The sequence below is a fragment of the Providencia stuartii genome (genome assembly GCF_029277985.1).
GTDB classification, from domain to species: Bacteria; Pseudomonadota; Gammaproteobacteria; order Enterobacterales; family Enterobacteriaceae; genus Providencia; species Providencia zhejiangensis.
This window is the reverse complement of record NZ_CP119546.1, coordinates 3,915,251-3,931,901: the sequence shown is the minus strand read 5'-3', so window position 1 is coordinate 3,931,901 and position 16,651 is coordinate 3,915,251. Positions and strand designations below refer to the sequence as shown.

The following is a 16,651-nucleotide window of genomic DNA, read 5'->3' as shown; positions in this document are numbered from 1 at the left end:
GTTATGAATAAATTGTATAAAGCCTCTGTTTGCTTTTCGCTCATATTTATAGGATTACAAACAGCGTCTGCGGCAATCAATATCGACCGTACAAGGATCATTTTCCCCGGTCAGGACAAATCTGTCAGCTTAGTTATTAATAACCAAAGCAAAACGATGCCTTATCTTGCACAGTCATGGATAGAAGATGATAAGGGGAATAAAGTCTCAGCACCTTTTACTGTGCTTCCGCCTATGCAGCGCGTTGAACCGAACGCTAAAAATCAGATAAAAGTCATTAAAACTGAGGGATTGGATAAATTACCCCAAGATAGAGAATCATTATTTTATTTGAATGTCCGTGAAATTCCACCGGTTGCGGATAAAGAAAACGTGGTGCAAATTGCAATTCAGAGCCGTTTGAAAATGTTTTATCGGCCATCACAGATTGAAAACAATAGCGATAAAGTGTGGGCGAAAGAGTTGAAGTATACCCATACAGGTAATCAATTGCTGATAGAAAATCCGACAAAATACTATGTGACTCTAGGTTATTTAAGTAGCCATTCCACGAGTAATTTTCCTGGTTTTGAAAGTGTCATGATAGCCCCGATGTCAAAGGAAACGGTAACCGTACCAGCGACGCCATTTAGTCAACTGTATACAGGGTATATGGATGATTACGGTGGTATGAAAATGCTGACTTACCAATGTGCTGCATCTATTTGTCAATTATCTAAAGAAAGTAAATAGGATCCGGCCATGAGAAATTGCTACGTATCAATATGTTTTTTTATTTCTTTGCTGCTAACAGGGAATGTTTATGCAGATAGCAGCATGATGAAAGGCGACCTGAATTTTACTGGGCGTGTTGTTTCATTGCCTTGCAAGATCAGCTTTTCATCGTTAGATCAAAATATTGATTTGGGACCAATTTCTCTTAATTTCTTTCATGAAATAGGGGATAGGAGTCCTCAGCAAGAAATTAAATTAAAATTTGATGATTGCATTTTCCCTTCGTTTAATCGCGATGATAGAGAACCCGTTGTTCGGATTATGTTTATTTCCGAACCCACAGAAAGTACGGATCGTAATTTATTTGGCGGTAAAACGATATTGAAAGGTTATGGGATTAGATTAATTGATAAAAATGGCAATACAGTGCCAAACGGAGAATATCGTAATTACTCGGTTTACTTTGATGATAACCAGCAAATTACTCTTTATTCAATGTTAGAAAGCTATCTTCCTCGAAAAGACTTAACTGTAGGTAATATCAAAACACAAATTACATTGAGCATTGCCTATCTCTAATAAGGTGTATAACTCATGATACACAGATTGATTAAATACAGCAGACTCCCTGTTTTTCTGCTATTGGCATTTTTTAGTACGAGAGTATTCGCTTTAGATTGTGTGGAATACGGAACCGGAGAAGTGATTAAACCGGCAGTACCTGTCGGTCAATTAGCGATCCCCTCGGATACACCAGCAAATACCGTGATCTGGCAATCAAACCCGATGACGGTTACCGTTTATTGTGACAATGTTATAGGCGATGCCGTTGACGTTGTTCATATGTATTTCAACCCAACTTCTCAAAAATTGGGAACAGGGTTGTTATTGGGCGCGAATTATAAAGGTATTCAGCTCGAAAGAAATCAACAGAGCGTAAGCTTAGGTACTAAACCTATCCGTAAAGGGCAGAGTGTCACTGTCACTGTGACATTTTCTCTGTATATTAAGGTAACTGGTGTGGTTCCCCCTTCAGGTAATTATACGGGCGATAACCAATTTACGGTTTTCCAATTTGATGGAAGTGGAGGCATTAACTTTACACCAGGAGCGAAAAACTTAAGGTATGCGATTTCAGGATTAAAAGGTATCCGTTTTTTGAAATGCGGGGCGGAGATTAAAGTTTATCCAGAATCTCAACAAATTGATTTTGGCCAATTGATGATAACCGACCTTAACCAAGGAAAAGAGTTTAAAAAGGAATTTCAACTACAAGCGGCAAAACGAGGGTGTTTAGATAATTTCTCAATGAATGTGAGCTTTGAAACAACGGATAATCTCAATGGTGATTATGCGATTGATTTAAAAAATGGTACTAACCTCACCATATTTGACGATCAAGGTGGTCGCGTAAAATTTAACTATTTCCAGTTTTTCGGTTCTCTACCTACAGGGAGCACCTCAATCACTCGTACTTATAACGCATCGGTCAAGAAAGTAAGTGCGGTGAAAACCGGACCATTTAATGCTTCAACGATCGTTAGGATAAACTATTACTAATCATGATTTTTAAGGAGAGTATTTGTCAGGGAATGACATTTTTTTAAACCGCTCAATATGCTGACGGTGACAGTAAATCGGCTATTGTTGTTAATGATATGGCCTTAAATAAAAAACGGCGACGATTGAATTTAGTCGCCGTTATTTTTTATTTATTTAACACAACGTTGGCAAGTTTGATTTTGTACTTGTTCGAAAAAATTATTGCCTTTATCGTCAACTAAAATAAAGGCAGGAAGTCCTTCAACCTCCATTTTCCAAACTGCCTCCATACCAAGCTCTGGATATTCAAGGCAACTTAAACTTTTGACGTATTCTTGCGCTAAGATGGCTGCTGAGCCACCAATACTGCCTAAATAAAAGCCACCGTGTTTTTTACATGCGTCAGTGACCGCTTGGGTTCGATTACCTTTTGCCAGCATGAGCATGCTGCCGCCATGAGATTGGAATAGATCAACATACGGATCCATACGGTTACCTGTCGTTGGGCCTAATGAGCCAGAAACTTTATCTTCGGGCTTTTTGGCTGGACCTGCGTAATAAACCATATGATCTTTAAAATATTGTGGTAGCTCTTCTCCATTATCTAGGCGTTCTTTAAGCTTCATATGTGCGATATCGCGCGCAATAATCAATGGACCGCTAAGGGAAACGCGAGTGGATACAGGATGTTTGCTTAATTCTGTCAATATCGCTTGCATTGGTTGGTTCAGGTCTATATGAACGACTTTAGCTTCATGATGTTGGCGTAAAGATTCGGGGATATATTGCGCAGGATTGTGTTCCATTTTTTCAATCCATAAGCCTTGTTTGTTGATTTTTGCTTTAATATTACGGTCAGAGGAACAGGAAATGGCTAAACCAATTGGGCAAGATCCTCCATGACGAGGTAAACGCACCACTCTGACATCATGCGCAAAATATTTACCACCAAATTGAGCACCAAAACCAAAATGGCGAGTTGCTTCAAGTAAGGTATTTTCGAGTTCGATATCTCTAAATGCTTGACCATATTGATTACCCGAGGTGGGTAAATTGTCATAATATTTTGTTGAAGCCAGTTTTGCGGCTTTTAATGTCGCTTCAGCAGAGGTTCCTCCAATCACAAAAGCGATATGGTATGGAGGGCATGCGGTGGTTCCTAATGCTTTCATTTTTTCGATCAGGAAAGCTTTTAGTTTATTCGGTTCTAAAATAGTCTTGGTTTCTTGGAATAGAGCCGATTTATTGGCAGAACCGGCGCCTTTATTCACAAACAAGAAGTGATATTCCTCTCCTTCAGTGGCAAAAATATCAATTTGAGCAGGCAAATTAGTGCCGGTATTGACCTCAGTATACATATCTAGCGCGGCATTTTGAGAAAAGCGAAGGTTCTCTTGTTTGAAGACATTATAAACACCACGAGATAAAGCTTCTGCATCATTACAATCAGTCCAAACTTGTTGGCCTTTTTTAGCAACAATGGTTGTGGTACCGGTATCTTGGCAGTTCGGTAAAATTCCTTTAGCGGAGATTTCGGCATTACGTAAAAGTTGTAACGCGACATACCTATCATTTTCACTTGACTCTGGATCAGATAATATCGCCGCTACTTGCCTTTGGTGCGCTGCTCTTAAGAAAAATTGAGAATCATAGACGGCGTGTTGAGCCAAAATGGTTAGCGCTTCCGGTTCAATTTTTAAGATCTCTTTACCTGCGAATGTCTCTACAGAAACGTATTTGTCACTTAACTGATAATATTCAGTATTGTCTACAGATAAAGGATAAGGCGGTTGATAAAAAAATTCATTATTAGACATGTTATTTACTCACATATTTATCCAATGGAATCGTGTAATAGCCCCAATAAGGAGCTTCTGTTTATTCATAATTGAATGCTGTTTCTGCTAGCCTAAAAATGTAAGAGGAATGTGCTGCGGCTAAAAGAGATGCGATTATGAATAGCGGATGCCTATCTATTTATTTTTAATAAGATGATTGTATTCAGTTAGATGTGGTCAATAACATGACATTGATTAATATTATCGATATTACATTTCATTTAAGTGAAAAGTTTGCGAGAGGTCACAGAATAAATAAAGCAGGATTTATTTTGAGCCTATGTTATTAGTGTTACTGACTATCTATTTTTGAAATTCAATTGCAAAAAATGTATTGATAATATGGTCGAGCAGAGCGATTTTTAACTTTTATGTATCCCTATTGTCTATTTTTTTCATAGAGTTGTATCAAACTTTAATCAGTATTCATGCTGTTTATGTTATGAATAATGAAAATCTAACTTAAGTTGCCTTTATGATTATCTTACAAAGGGTTGCCGATTCATGTTGCTATGGTTAAGTGGCTTATTTTTTTCGTAAAGACAATAATTTCATTGAGTTTTCATAACGAAAGGCAAACAAAATGCTGAAAATGGCTTTCAATTTGAGCAAACAGTGTTTATCATGCACCACTTAATGAAATTTAAATGGCGCTACTGGTTTTGGGCTTTGCTGGGGAAGATAAGAAGAGTCAATCTCCGATAAGCTTACACAGTCTTTAACGGTAGCGGTTCTATCTGCATTATTCATAGGGATAGAGTGTAGCATAAATGACTGAGACAACCTCTCTGACACCACTCGTCGAATTAAAAGCATTAAATAAAGCTTTTGATGGCAAACAAATTATTTCCGAGCTTGACTTAACCATCCAAAATGGTGAGTTTTTAACCATTTTAGGGCCTTCTGGCTGTGGCAAAACAACCGTTTTACGTTTAATTGCCGGCTTAGAAGATGTTGATGAAGGCAAAATCATCCTTGACGGCCAGGATATTACTGATATTCCAGCAGAACAGCGTTTTGTGAATACGGTATTTCAGAGCTATGCTTTGTTCCCACATATGACTGTTTTTGATAACGTCGCTTTTGGTCTACGCATGCAAAAAACACCCGCAGATGAGATCCAGAAACGTGTTGATCAAGCATTGCGTATGGTGCAATTAGAGGATTTCGCGCAACGTCGTCCAAACCAGCTGTCTGGCGGACAACAACAACGAGTTGCTATTGCTCGGGCTGTCGTTAATCGCCCAAAAGTCCTCCTGCTGGATGAATCTTTATCTGCCCTAGATTATAAATTGCGTAAGCAAATGCAAAATGAGTTAAAAGCATTGCAACGTAAGCTGGGGATAACGTTTATTTTCGTCACGCATGATCAAGAAGAAGCACTTGCGATGTCTGACCGTATTATCGTGATGCGTGAAGGCAAAATAGAGCAGGATGGCTCACCACGAGAAATATATGAAGAGCCTAAAAATCTCTTTGTTGCTCAATTTATTGGTGAAATCAACATTTTTGATGCGAAAGTGCTATATCGCATTGATGAACAACGTATTCGCGCCAATGTTGAGGGCCATGAATGTGATATCTTTACCGCTCTTCCTGTTAAAGAAGGGCAATCTGTTCATGTCTTATTACGCCCAGAAGATTTGCGCGTAGAAGAGGTGAATGATGCAGAAAATCATCCTGGTTTAATTGGCTATGTTCGTGAGCGCAATTATAAAGGGATGACGCTAGATTCTGTGGTAGAGATGGAAGATGGCAAAATTATCATGGTCAGCGAATTCTTTAATGAGGATGATCCAGACGTAGACCACTCCTTAAACCAAAAAGTTGCTGTAACTTGGGTTGAAAGCTGGGAGGTGGTACTGGATGATCCGGCGTAAACATAAGATCTTACAAAACGTTATCATTACAGGCGTGGTAGCTTGGTTACTGCTATTTGTCTTTTTACCAAACATCATGATCATTGGTACTAGCTTTTTGACGCGCAGTGATACTAACCTTGTCGATCTGATCTTTACATGGGATAACTATCTCCGTTTATCGGATCCCATGTATGCGGAAGTGATGCTTCATTCACTGAATATGGCATTGGTCGCCACGTTTTTTTGTTTAATTATTGGCTATCCATTCGCTTTTATTCTGGCAAAGTTACCAAAACGTCTGCAACCTTTAATGCTTTTTCTGCTGATCGTACCTTTTTGGACTAATTCTCTAATCCGTATTTATGGATTAAAAGTTTTTTTGAGTACCAAAGGGTATTTAAATGATTTTTTGTTGTGGATAGGCATTATCGATAAACCGATACGCTTGATGTATACACCTGAAGCGGTTGTATTAGGCCTTATCTATATTCTATTGCCCTTCATGGTAATGCCGCTTTATTCCAGTATTGAAAAACTCGACAAATCTTATTTAGAAGCGGCGAGAGACCTTGGTGCGAATAAATTTCAGACCTTCATAAAGATCATTATTCCGCTCACTATGCCCGGTATTATCGCGGGTTGTTTACTGGTGTTATTACCGGCGATGGGGCTGTTTTATGTTGCGGATTTAATGGGAGGAGCAAAAAATCTCTTAATAGGGAACGTTATTAAGAGTCAATTCCTGAATATCCGTGATTGGCCGTTTGGTGCGGCAACCAGCATCTTCTTGACTGTGATGATGGGACTGTTGCTGTATGTGTATTACCGAGCTGCTAAGCTTTTGAATAAAAAGGCGTATGAAGAATGATCGGTCGCACGTTACGAGGTGGCTTTATGGCCATCGTCTACGCTTATCTTTATATTCCAATTATCATTTTGATTGTTAATTCCTTCAATGAATCCCGTTTTGGAATTAATTGGCAGGGCTTTTCAACCAAATGGTATGAACTATTAATAAATAACGATAGCTTATTACAGGCGGCAGGGCATTCGTTGACGATGGCTGTTATTTCGGCGACATTTGCTACGATAATTGGCACATTAACAGCCGTTGCACTGTTTCGTTACCGTTTTAGAGGAAAACCGTTTGTCGGTGGCATGCTGTTTGTCGTCATGATGTCTCCTGATATCGTGATGGCAATTTCTCTGCTGGTATTATTTATGCTCTTAGGGGTTTCTCTCGGTTTTTGGTCGTTGCTATTTTCACATATTACATTCTGCCTACCTTTCGTTGTGGTGACCGTCTATGCCAGATTGAAGGACTTTGATGTGAAAATGTTGGAGGCAGCTAGGGACCTTGGGGCTGGGGAGTTTACAATTTTACGCAAGATTATCCTCCCGTTAGCATTACCCGCTGTTGTTGCTGGGTGGCTATTGAGCTTTACCTTATCTATGGATGATGTGGTCGTTTCATCATTTGTGACGGGGCCAAGCTATGAAATTTTACCGTTAAAGATTTACTCGATGGTGAAAGTCGGTGTTTCTCCTGAGGTTAATGCCTTGGCGACGGTATTGTTGTTAATGTCGCTAATTTTAGTTTGTTTGAGCCAATGGGTGATGCGGGATAAACTCGCAAAACAGCCATAATCATTATTTATGTTGTATACGCAGCGCTGCTACTGGGGTCAGTAGCTCGCATATTTCGATGCCATTTGGCGATGAGGGTGGGCTCTCTATGAGCCTATAAGATATATATACACAAGATAATTCAAGTTTCGATTGGTGTAATCCGGTGATAAAGGGTGACTTGAAATATGGCGAGTATAAAAAAACACTTTGTTGAGGGATGCTCAGTAATGAAAAAATGGTCCTATCTGCTGGCGGCTGGCTTAGTTGCTGCAAGTATTGGCGCAGCTACAGCTGCTGACGAAAATAAAGACGTACTGTATTTCTATAACTGGACAGAATATGTTCCCCCTGGTTTATTAGAGCAATTTACTAAAGAAACTGGGATCAAGGTGATTTATTCCACCTACGAATCAAATGAAAGCATGTACACCAAACTCAAGACCTATAAAGAAGGTGCTTATGATTTGGTCGTTCCTTCAACTTACTTTATTTCTAAAATGAGTAAAGAAGGCATGTTACAAAAAATTGATAAAAACAAACTCAGTAATTTTAATAATCTTGACCCGAATCTACTGCATAAAGAATTCGACCCACAAAATGATTACTCGATCCCTTATATTTGGGGGGCAACGGGTATTGGTATTAACGGCGATGCGGTTGACCCTAGCTCGGTGACTTCTTGGGCTGATTTTTGGAAACCCGAATATAAAAATAGCCTATTAATGATGGACGATGCGCGTGAGGTATTCCAAGTCGCATTGACGAAATTGGGGTATTCAGGTAACACCACAGACCCTAAACAAATTGAAGAAGCTTATAAAGAGCTGCAAAAATTACGTCCAAATATTTTAGCTTTCAACTCCGATAACCCTGCAACACCATTTATTGAAGGTGAAGTTGATGTTGGGATGCTGTGGAATGGTTCCGCCTTTGTGGCGCGTCAAGCCGGCTTACCAATAGACGTTGTTTGGCCAAAAGAGGGGGGAATTTTCTGGATGGACAGCTTAGCTATCCCTGCAAATGCGAAAAATCCAGAAGGGGCACATAAGTTGATCAACTTCCTCTTGCGCCCTGAAATTGCCGCACAGGTTGCGGAAACGATCGGTTATCCAACACCCAACCTAGAAGCCAAGAAGATGCTACCGCCAGAAATCGCTAATGATCCATCCCTGTATCCAAGTGAAGAGGTGTTGAAAAAAGGTGAATGGCAAAGTGATGTCGGTAATGCAAATATTGTGTATGAAGAGTATTTTCAGAAACTAAAAGCAGGTCGCTAATATATTAGCGATTTTTAATCAGGGCATCGCAACGGCGATGCCCTTTTCGTTTTATTATTTGCTGCTATTCTTAATGACAAATTGCGCATAAGCATCAGCCCACGCTTGAATAAACTCTTTACTCTTAGGGGCAAAATTTCCTTGTTCATCGACCATACCATCAAACCATTTCAAATAGCACTCAGGTTGGTTGAGCGTTGGCATATTCAAAAACGCAAGGCTATTACGCAAGTGCTGTTGAGCAATAGCAGTACTGATATTTCCAATCGATACCCCTAAAATACCCGCTGGTTTCCCATTCCATGAATTATCACCCCATGGGCGTGAGCCTTGGTCAATGGCATTTTTTAAAACACCGGGGATTGAACGGTTATATTCAGGGGTAACAAAAATAATGCCATCACATTGAGTAATTTGTGATTTGAAACCCGTGACAATGGCGGGAACATGTTGATCAGCATCTTGGTTATATAAAGGCAGTTGACTGATATCAATAAATTGAAATGAGAAATGCGCTGGGAATAGCTTGATGAGTGCATTGGCGACCAATTTATTGTATGAGTCTGTACGTAAACTTCCTACAACAACACCAATTTGATATTGATTCGACATAATACATCCTTTTCTTTTGTGATTAGATGTTCTTCTTATATATTCTAGCGCTTTATCGGCATATAAATCCAATTTAAGACATATAAACACTAGAGAGTCATAAAAACTGAGCTTTTAAGATTAGCTAGCCGTATTTGTAACGAATTGAATAACGAATATAAATAAGATTACGGTAAGGATATAGCGGCGATAAATGTCGATTTTCGGTATTCGTTATGCTTAGAGAGGAACGTTTTGCGATGACGGTTGCGCGACAAAGAATGCCTGTTTGGCGATAAAGTTCTACACAAGGTTTGTGATAGCCTAAAACTTATGTATGACTTAACTCAGGGAAAAAATATGCAACATATTGAATGGGACGATTTTACTCGTGTTGAAATGCGGGCTGGTACGATAATTAAAGCGGAAGTGAATAGCAAAGCCAAAAAACCTGCTTATGTTATGGACGTGGATTTAGGTGAATTAGGTATTAAGCGTTCGAGCGCACAAATTACTGTCAATTACACACCAGAAGAATTGGTTGGTAAGCGTGTATTGTGCGTATGTAACTTTGAGGTCAAGCGCATCGCAGGTATTAAATCTGAGGTTCTTATTACAGGTGCTCCTGACGAGACAGGCGCTATCGTTCTGGCTGAGTTCAATTTACCTCTGCCTAATGGTGCGAGACTTGCCTGACAGGCTAGCTGCAATTTAAATAATAAAAAGGCTATACTGCTACTATGCCCAGCAAGTAGGAGTTCGCCTTTGTTATTGCCTGAATTACATTACCGCCAATATTCCGAAGATGTTGTTTCTCATCAGCATGATGGGCAATGGCAAATTGTCTTTGCATTAGCTGGTGGAATGGAAATTAATATGCATCGACAACATTTTTTGTTGGGGGCAGGCAACGGGGTGATAATCGCTCCGGGTGTGAGCCATGCCTTTAGCGGACAAACAGGTAACCAAAACTATGTTTTGGAAATGCCAATCGCTTCACAATGGCGTGTTGATGAAAAAACGCCCTACTTTTCGTTAACTCCGGCGGCAATGGGATTATTAAATTGGTTACAAAATTTCCCCCAGCCACCTGAGCAGAATACGGTTATCGCAAAATTACTACTCGCACAATTGAAACCACAATCTCAGTGGATTGATAGCATTACGCAATGGGTTGATGCGCGCTTACATCGGCCAATTAGTTGCCAAGATATGGCTAATGCATTCTGTATGTCCGTCAGTACATTACAGCGCAAAATTAAAGTAGAGACTCAGCTAACCGTGATGCAATTTGTATTACAACAGCGAATGGAAGCCGCATGCCGTTTATTGATGGGAACTCTTTCAATTGAGCAGGTTGCATTAGCGATCGGCTATGACTCTCATTCGGCTTTTAGCCAAGCATTTCGCCAATTCTATGGTAAAACACCAATGGAATATCGCTTGGGGAGATGAGTGGGTTACTTAGGCTTAAAGTGTTGGCGAATAGGCATTTCATATTCACCATGTAAAAAGTCAGTATTCACATTGGCTTGTTTAAGTTTCAGTTCTAACAAAGACAGTTGTTTGCTTAAAGGGAGATAGCTGGGATTATCAGGTTCTAAACCTTTCAACATATCGACCAAGGTTAGCGCAATTCGGGAGGTAGATAACCTGCATTTTTTAGTATGCGATAACTCGCCCGTAATTCAGGTGGGACTTGGCTATCATCATCCAGTAATAGCGGTTTACCTTCCCCTTGTAGATTGTTTAGTTCACCTTTGCTTAGGGCTTCTTGAATGTGGCGCTCAGCCCAATCATCAATAACAGACATAATGACTCATTAGGTTTTATATAATAAAAAGTGACTAGGGTATTAGACCGATAAAATCGATAAACGCTTAGCGGTTAATTCACTGAAAATCGGTATGCTTTCAGCATGAATCTTAGCAAGAACCGGCAAATACGTCATCAGTATTATAATCGTAACAACGATATCATTGCTATCTTCATTGTGACTTGATTATGTCTGGCTCCCCTCATTTTGAATCAATAAATAGTCGGAAATTAGGAAAAATATAAGGTGACATATGGCGTGTTTTGATTGATTTGAGGCCTAAAAAAAGAGGTTATTGGTTATTTATCGCAAGTAGCGCCATGTTTTGAACTAAAGCTCGCTGATTTATTATTTTTTACTCATATTTTAAAGGGGAAAAGAAGAAGAGGGAGAAAAAATATCATATCGCTTTACTCCTTTTATGAAAAAAATATCGTTCCCTGAAGGCTAACTTTATTAAAAATAACCTCTATTGTGTGTATTGGGGGTATTTTGTGAAATTTAAGTGTGTTCATAGACTGTTTTCAGTATGAGTGGCGAATAGATAAGAAACGATATTATTAATATTATGATTTTTAAGTTAATTAATGAGGTTATTGTAAAAAAGAATATGAAACTTAGCGTGCTAGTCAGTATCACCTAATTGTGGGTTTTAGTTATCCATTTTGTTATTAATTATTTGATATTTTTTCAAGCTGTTAAAATTTATTACTTTAGGGATTAAAAATCATATTTTTAGTCTTTTTTTGATTTGTTTGTTATAAAATGCTGCCTCATTGACATGAATAACTTAACAATATTTTTTAAGTCGTTGTTTTATTATTGGCTTTATATATTTTCACTTACGCATAAATGGTGTTTTTTTTATTGCTAATAATAGGCTGCGTTGCATTTATGATGCTACTCCATGATAATTAATACACTTTTACAGCGTAACAATGGTTATGAATTGGAAATAGAAGAGTGAATTAATATTATGTTTTGATTTTTAGTGGAGTAACGGCATGCTTTTAAAAATAAATTCACGACCTTTAAGTGAAAGTGACAAAGTGGCAATAAAAAAAGAAATGGCTGTCATTATTGGTCGTGTATTGTTTAAACTTAGAAAGTCCTATGGCATATCAGGAAAGAAATTAGCGAAAGAAGTCGGTATGTCACAACAACAAATTTCACGATACGAAAATGGCATTAACTATATCACTGTGGATATGATTTTAGGTATATTATATTTCTTGGAAGTGCCTATTTTCGAATTCTTTAATATTGTGACGAAAGAAATTAAAAATAGTAATTATGAGCTATTTTTGATTTATGAGAAAGTATTAACGAATAATTATATAAGCTCTAATTTATTACATAAAGATGCTTTTTTTGATGTAATTAGTGATTCATCAGTTAAATACTATTAATTTTTAATTGTGGTTTTTATTCTTTTTGGGTTCCTTTTTTATTTTTAATCAAACTATTTTTATTTAGTTGTTCATTTTGTTTATTTGATTTTTTAATTAAATAAATGATTGGCATTTAAATCTGTAGTGGGAAATTTTATTTCCTTGTTAATCATCCGTATGTTTTACAATTAATAGGTTATAGGTTTTATTCATGAAAAATAAATCAATTGCAATAGCAACTTTTATGATGCTAGGTCTAGCATCTGCCGCAAATGCAGCAGACCAAGGACATGGAAAAGTCACATTTAAAGGGGCTATTATTGATGCGCCATGCTCTATCTCTCCAGACTCTATCGATCAAACTGTTGATCTGGGCCTCATTTCTAATATGGCATTAGTTGATGGTGGTAAATCTTCACCACGCGTATTTGACATTGCACTGGAAAACTGTGATATCACGAACCTCACTAAGGGGGTGCAATTGGTATTTACTGGCGCATCCGCAGCCTTCGATAATACCAATAAAACGCTCGGTATTGTTGGTACTGGTTCAGGTGCGGGCGTTCAAATTACGACGGGTAACGGGAATGTCATCACACTGGGTACCGCAACACCCTTCCAAAATATTCAAGAAGGTAATAATACCTTACGTTTCTCTGCATACCTAATGGGTAATGGTGGCGATATCTCTACCATTACTGCTGGTGATTTCAGCTCTGTTGCAGATTTCACGATGTCTTACGAATAATTCATATTGAGCCAGTAAACAAGGATGTTTTTGGCTCATCCCTAACTGAATTTTGAGTGAGAAATAAGAATGAATAATCCAATAGGCAGCGGTGTTTTTTCAATCGGTCTAGGAATATGTGCTTTGATTTTTGCTCCTTCAATAAGCGCATCAGGCTCAGTCAAGATGAATGGAAGCATAATTGAAACAGCTTGTGCTATTGATGTGGGAAGTCGTGACCAAACTGTTGATATGGGAAGCTTAGCGCTGACACAAATTCGTCGTGATGGGCAAGGACCAACACGCCCCTTTGTGATTCGATTAATGAATTGTGTTCTTGAACAACAAGATCCGAATAAACCGAATTGGCAATATTTTCGTATTACCTTTGATGGCCCTCATGAAAAAGGGTTATTTGGTGTGAGCGGGCAAGCCAAAGGTGTCGGTTTGCTAATTCAGCGTGATAACGATGGTGAAATCGTAATTCCAGGTCAAGGTATGTCTTCTAATCAACTCGTTGAGGGGAACCGAGAATTAATCTATCAATTGCGGTTAGTCGCTAATCATCGTCCGCTGAGTTCAGGACAATATTACAGTCAGTTGCGCTTTAAATTGGATTATGAATAACGAAGACGTAATGTCATCTGGGCTTTCAGGGAAGATGACTCAATTCAATCATGCAATGACATCACGAAAAAAGAATATATAAGAAGGTCGATACCATGACCCTAAATTGTATTTATTCGCCGTTATTACGATTTGTTCAGCCATACAGAGCAGGGTTACTTGCAACCTTGGTCATCAGCTTAACAACAAATGCGACTGAAATAGAGTTTAATACCGATATTTTGGACGTCAATGATCAGGCGAATATTGATTTAAGCCAGTTCTCTCGTCCCGGTTATTTAATGCCCGGAGAATACAGTTTTACTATTTTTCTAAATAAACAAAGTATTCCTGAACAAACTGTTTTTTATTATGCGCCAGAACACCAGAGGAATGAAAGTGAAGCATGTTTAAGCCCTACATTAGTGCAACAACTCGGTCTTAAGCCTAATTTATTGCCGACATTACAGTGGTGGCATCAAGATCAGTGTTTGTCATTAGAGAGTCTCCCAGGGATGGAAGTCAAAGCTGATTTAGCCTCCTCGGCTTTGTACATTAGTTTACCGCAAGCTTATTTAGAGTATACGGCGGAGAACTGGGATCCTCCAGCTCGTTGGGAAGAGGGGATACCAGGAGCGTTACTTGACTATAACTTGAATATGCAAATTGGCCAACAGACAAGAAGTGGACTGCAAACCAGCTACAACGCCAGTGGTAATGGGGTGATGGGGATTAACTTAGATGTTTGGCGAGTACGAGCTGACTGGCAGCTGCGCTTTGATAAGCAACAAGGTCAAGATTCAACGTCATCGTTAGATTGGAACCGTTACTACATGTACCGCTCGGTTAAACCGTTAGGCGCTAAATTGACACTCGGAGAGGACTACCTGAGTTCTGACATCTTCGACAATTTTCGCTTTACGGGACTGAGTTTACTGACTGATAGCAATATGTTGCCGCCAAATTTACGAGGCTATGCACCTGAAGTGACAGGCGTCGCCAAAAGTAACGCAACCGTGATTGTGAGCCAACAAGGGCGAATTATCTATCAGACTCAAGTTGCAGCAGGTCCTTTTCGTATTCAAGACCTGAATGACGCACTGACGGGTGAGCTCAATGTCGAAGTGAAAGAACAAGACGGTTCAACACAAACATTCACTGTAAATACTGCGAGCGTACCTTATCTGACTCGACCTGGACTCCTACGCTATAAGCTTGCAGCAGGTCGCCCCACTGATTGGCGCCACCAAGTGAGAGGAGAAAACTTTGCTAGCGGTGAGTTTTCATGGGGAGTGAATAATGGTTGGTCTCTGTTTGGTGGCGGAATGACCTCAGAGAATTATAACTCTGCTGCTTTTGGTATTGGGCGAGATTTAAAGGTGCTCGGGGCTCTTTCATTTGATGTAACGCATGCGCGTGCTCATTTGAAAGACTTAAAGGATATCGGTGATAAAACTTATCGGGGAAGTTCGTATCGCTTGAGCTATTCAAAACACTTTGATGCTTATAACAGCCAAGTGACTTTTGCTGGGTACCGTTTTTCCGAACAAGGTTTTATGAGTATGTCTGAGTATTTAGAGGCACAGGCTACTGAAGTGCGTCAATACAACAGTAAAGAGATGTATACCCTCTCGTATAACCAGCAATTTCCTGAAACTGGGTTGAGTGCATACGTTAATTATTATCATCAAACATATTGGGATCAGCCGGATAACGATCGTTATAGCCTCTCGTTAGCGCGCTATTTTGATGTCGATAAGTGGAAAAATTTAAGTGTCAATGTAACGGGCTATCGCAACCGCTATCGCGGAATAAATGATGATGGTATGTACGCTTCACTCTCCATACCATGGGGAGATAGGGGGTCTGTTAGCCTGAATAGTAGTTGGGATCAAAGTGACAGCACTCAGCGTATTAGCTACTACAACCGGTTCGATGAACGTAGCAATTACCAGTTAAGTACGGGGTGGGCGCAATCAGGTGCGCTGATGAGTGGTTATTACACTTATCAAGGTGATTTAGCTCAAGTTAATGCGAATGCAACGTATCAACAAGATCGCTATCGCTCCGCTGGCTTGTCATTTCAAGGCGGATTTACTGCCACAGAAAATGGCGCTGTGATGCATAGAAATAACCAATTAGGTGGAACGCGGATATTTGTTGATACGGATGGTGTTGCAGATATTCCATTACGTGGTTATGGCTCAGTGATACGAAGCAACCGTTTTGGGCAGGCTGTCATCACTGATGTGAATAGCTATTACCGCAACCAAATTAGCGTGGACTTGAACTCGTTACCTGAAAACGCACAGGTGTCTCAGTCGATAAAACAAGGCACTTTAACCGAAGGGGCGATTGGTTATCGTCAATTTGAGGTCGTGGCTGGGCATAGTGGAATGGCCGTATTGCGTTTATCGAACGACGATACGCCGCCGTTTGGGGCGACAGTACTGAATAAACGTGGACAGAATGTCGGCATGGTTGGTGATGATGGCGTGACTTATTTAACCGGTTTGAATCCTAAAGATGTATTAAAAGTACGTTGGGATGAGCAGGTACAGTGTGAGATCACCTTACCCGATCAGCTACCTGAAGGAGAGATGCTGTTATCTCGTTGGTTATTGCCATGCCACCTTTCCAGTAATCAGTGAGGCACAA

15 protein-coding genes and 1 pseudogene are annotated in these 16,651 nt (G+C 39.5%); 13 read left to right on the top strand and 3 right to left on the bottom strand.

Translation table 11 applies throughout. The features are described 5' to 3' along the window. Positions 1–3: 3 nt before the first annotated feature. Genes P2E05_RS17815 through P2E05_RS17805 form a run of 3 tightly spaced genes read left to right on the top strand, consistent with a single transcriptional unit; the run spans position 4 to position 2,274 of the window. On the top strand, positions 4–732 hold the full coding sequence (locus P2E05_RS17815; RefSeq protein ID WP_154622064.1) for a fimbrial biogenesis chaperone: 729 nt from the start codon (positions 4–6) through the stop codon (positions 730–732). 9 nt (positions 733–741) lie between these two features. Continuing rightward, positions 742–1,293, top strand: coding sequence for a fimbrial protein (locus P2E05_RS17810; protein ID WP_154622065.1), 552 nt, complete (start codon positions 742–744; stop codon positions 1,291–1,293). A gap of 15 nt (positions 1,294–1,308) precedes the next feature. Further along, entirely contained in the window at positions 1,309–2,274 is a 966-nt protein-coding gene (locus P2E05_RS17805; protein ID WP_154622066.1) for a fimbrial protein, read from the top strand. A gap of 152 nt (positions 2,275–2,426) precedes the next feature. Here the strand turns inward: P2E05_RS17805 and P2E05_RS17800 are convergent, their stop codons facing one another. Then, on the bottom strand, positions 2,427–4,073 hold the full coding sequence (locus P2E05_RS17800; RefSeq protein WP_196713660.1) for a fumarate hydratase: 1,647 nt from the start codon (positions 4,071–4,073) through the stop codon (positions 2,427–2,429). Between the two features lie 791 nt (positions 4,074–4,864). Here P2E05_RS17800 and potA point away from each other — a divergent pair. The 4 genes from potA to potD all read left to right on the top strand — a co-directional run bounded on the left by potA (position 4,865) and on the right by potD (position 8,862). After that, positions 4,865–5,974, top strand: a complete 1,110-nt coding sequence (gene potA, locus P2E05_RS17795; RefSeq protein ID WP_154622068.1) for a spermidine/putrescine ABC transporter ATP-binding protein PotA — start codon at positions 4,865–4,867, stop codon at positions 5,972–5,974. After that, positions 5,961–6,824: a spermidine/putrescine ABC transporter permease PotB gene (gene potB, locus P2E05_RS17790; RefSeq protein WP_163863096.1), complete on the top strand. Its 864-nt coding sequence runs from the start codon at positions 5,961–5,963 to the stop codon at positions 6,822–6,824. Before potA ends, potB begins: the two co-directional genes overlap by 14 nt. Then, positions 6,821–7,603, top strand: coding sequence for a spermidine/putrescine ABC transporter permease PotC (gene potC, locus P2E05_RS17785; RefSeq protein ID WP_154622070.1), 783 nt, complete (start codon positions 6,821–6,823; stop codon positions 7,601–7,603). Before potB ends, potC begins: the two co-directional genes overlap by 4 nt. Before the next feature lie 209 nt (positions 7,604–7,812). Further along, positions 7,813–8,862: a spermidine/putrescine ABC transporter substrate-binding protein PotD gene (potD, locus tag P2E05_RS17780; RefSeq protein WP_154622071.1), complete on the top strand. Its 1,050-nt coding sequence runs from the start codon at positions 7,813–7,815 to the stop codon at positions 8,860–8,862. Positions 8,863–8,916: 54 nt separating this feature from the next. Here potD and P2E05_RS17775 read toward each other — a convergent pair whose 3' ends face one another. Further along, entirely contained in the window at positions 8,917–9,474 is a 558-nt protein-coding gene (locus P2E05_RS17775) for an NADPH-dependent FMN reductase (protein WP_154622072.1), read from the bottom strand. Between the two features lie 339 nt (positions 9,475–9,813). On the opposite strand from P2E05_RS17775, the gene P2E05_RS17770 reads away from it, so the two are divergent. After that, complete coding sequence (locus P2E05_RS17770; protein WP_154622073.1) at positions 9,814–10,149, top strand: tRNA-binding protein; 336 nt, start codon at positions 9,814–9,816, stop codon at positions 10,147–10,149. A gap of 69 nt (positions 10,150–10,218) precedes the next feature. Next, entirely contained in the window at positions 10,219–10,908 is a 690-nt protein-coding gene (locus P2E05_RS21780) for an AraC family transcriptional regulator (RefSeq protein WP_272657234.1), read from the top strand. Between the two features lie 5 nt (positions 10,909–10,913). Here P2E05_RS21780 and P2E05_RS17760 read toward each other — a convergent pair. Further along, positions 10,914–11,266, bottom strand: a pseudogene (locus tag P2E05_RS17760) (DUF1992 domain-containing protein). A gap of 1,007 nt (positions 11,267–12,273) precedes the next feature. On the opposite strand from P2E05_RS17760, the gene P2E05_RS17755 reads away from it, so the two are divergent. The 4 genes from P2E05_RS17755 (at position 12,274) to P2E05_RS17740 (ending at position 16,644) form a co-directional block, all read left to right on the top strand. After that, positions 12,274–12,678 (top strand): helix-turn-helix domain-containing protein, encoded by a 405-nt coding sequence (locus P2E05_RS17755; RefSeq protein ID WP_154635616.1) that lies wholly within the window; start codon positions 12,274–12,276, stop codon positions 12,676–12,678. A 193-nt stretch (positions 12,679–12,871) separates the two neighbouring features. Further along, positions 12,872–13,408 (top strand): fimbrial protein, encoded by a 537-nt coding sequence (locus P2E05_RS17750; protein ID WP_154623607.1) that lies wholly within the window; start codon positions 12,872–12,874, stop codon positions 13,406–13,408. Positions 13,409–13,477: 69 nt separating this feature from the next. Next, the gene (locus P2E05_RS17745) at positions 13,478–14,014 is read left to right on the top strand and encodes a fimbrial protein (RefSeq protein ID WP_154623606.1); all 537 of its coding nucleotides are present in this window, start codon (positions 13,478–13,480) and stop codon (positions 14,012–14,014) included. 95 nt (positions 14,015–14,109) lie between these two features. After that, the gene (locus P2E05_RS17740) at positions 14,110–16,644 is read left to right on the top strand and encodes an outer membrane usher protein (RefSeq protein ID WP_272657236.1); all 2,535 of its coding nucleotides are present in this window, start codon (positions 14,110–14,112) and stop codon (positions 16,642–16,644) included. The last annotated feature ends 7 nt before the right edge of the window (positions 16,645–16,651 follow it).

Coding starts and splice junctions, on each gene's coding strand:
- P2E05_RS17815 (WP_154622064.1), top strand. CDS start 4: ATGAATAAATTGTATAAAGCCTCTGTTTGCTTTTCGCTCATATTTATA.
- P2E05_RS17810 (WP_154622065.1), top strand. CDS start 742: ATGAGAAATTGCTACGTATCAATATGTTTTTTTATTTCTTTGCTGCTA.
- P2E05_RS17805 (WP_154622066.1), top strand. CDS start 1,309: ATGATACACAGATTGATTAAATACAGCAGACTCCCTGTTTTTCTGCTA.
- P2E05_RS17800 (WP_196713660.1), bottom strand. CDS start 4,073: ATGTCTAATAATGAATTTTTTTATCAACCGCCTTATCCTTTATCTGTA.
- potA (WP_154622068.1), top strand. CDS start 4,865: ATGACTGAGACAACCTCTCTGACACCACTCGTCGAATTAAAAGCATTA.
- potB (WP_163863096.1), top strand. CDS start 5,961: ATGATCCGGCGTAAACATAAGATCTTACAAAACGTTATCATTACAGGC.
- potC (WP_154622070.1), top strand. CDS start 6,821: ATGATCGGTCGCACGTTACGAGGTGGCTTTATGGCCATCGTCTACGCT.
- potD (WP_154622071.1), top strand. CDS start 7,813: ATGAAAAAATGGTCCTATCTGCTGGCGGCTGGCTTAGTTGCTGCAAGT.
- P2E05_RS17775 (WP_154622072.1), bottom strand. CDS start 9,474: ATGTCGAATCAATATCAAATTGGTGTTGTTGTAGGAAGTTTACGTACA.
- P2E05_RS17770 (WP_154622073.1), top strand. CDS start 9,814: ATGCAACATATTGAATGGGACGATTTTACTCGTGTTGAAATGCGGGCT.
- P2E05_RS17755 (WP_154635616.1), top strand. CDS start 12,274: ATGCTTTTAAAAATAAATTCACGACCTTTAAGTGAAAGTGACAAAGTG.
- P2E05_RS17750 (WP_154623607.1), top strand. CDS start 12,872: ATGAAAAATAAATCAATTGCAATAGCAACTTTTATGATGCTAGGTCTA.
- P2E05_RS17745 (WP_154623606.1), top strand. CDS start 13,478: ATGAATAATCCAATAGGCAGCGGTGTTTTTTCAATCGGTCTAGGAATA.
- P2E05_RS17740 (WP_272657236.1), top strand. CDS start 14,110: ATGACCCTAAATTGTATTTATTCGCCGTTATTACGATTTGTTCAGCCA.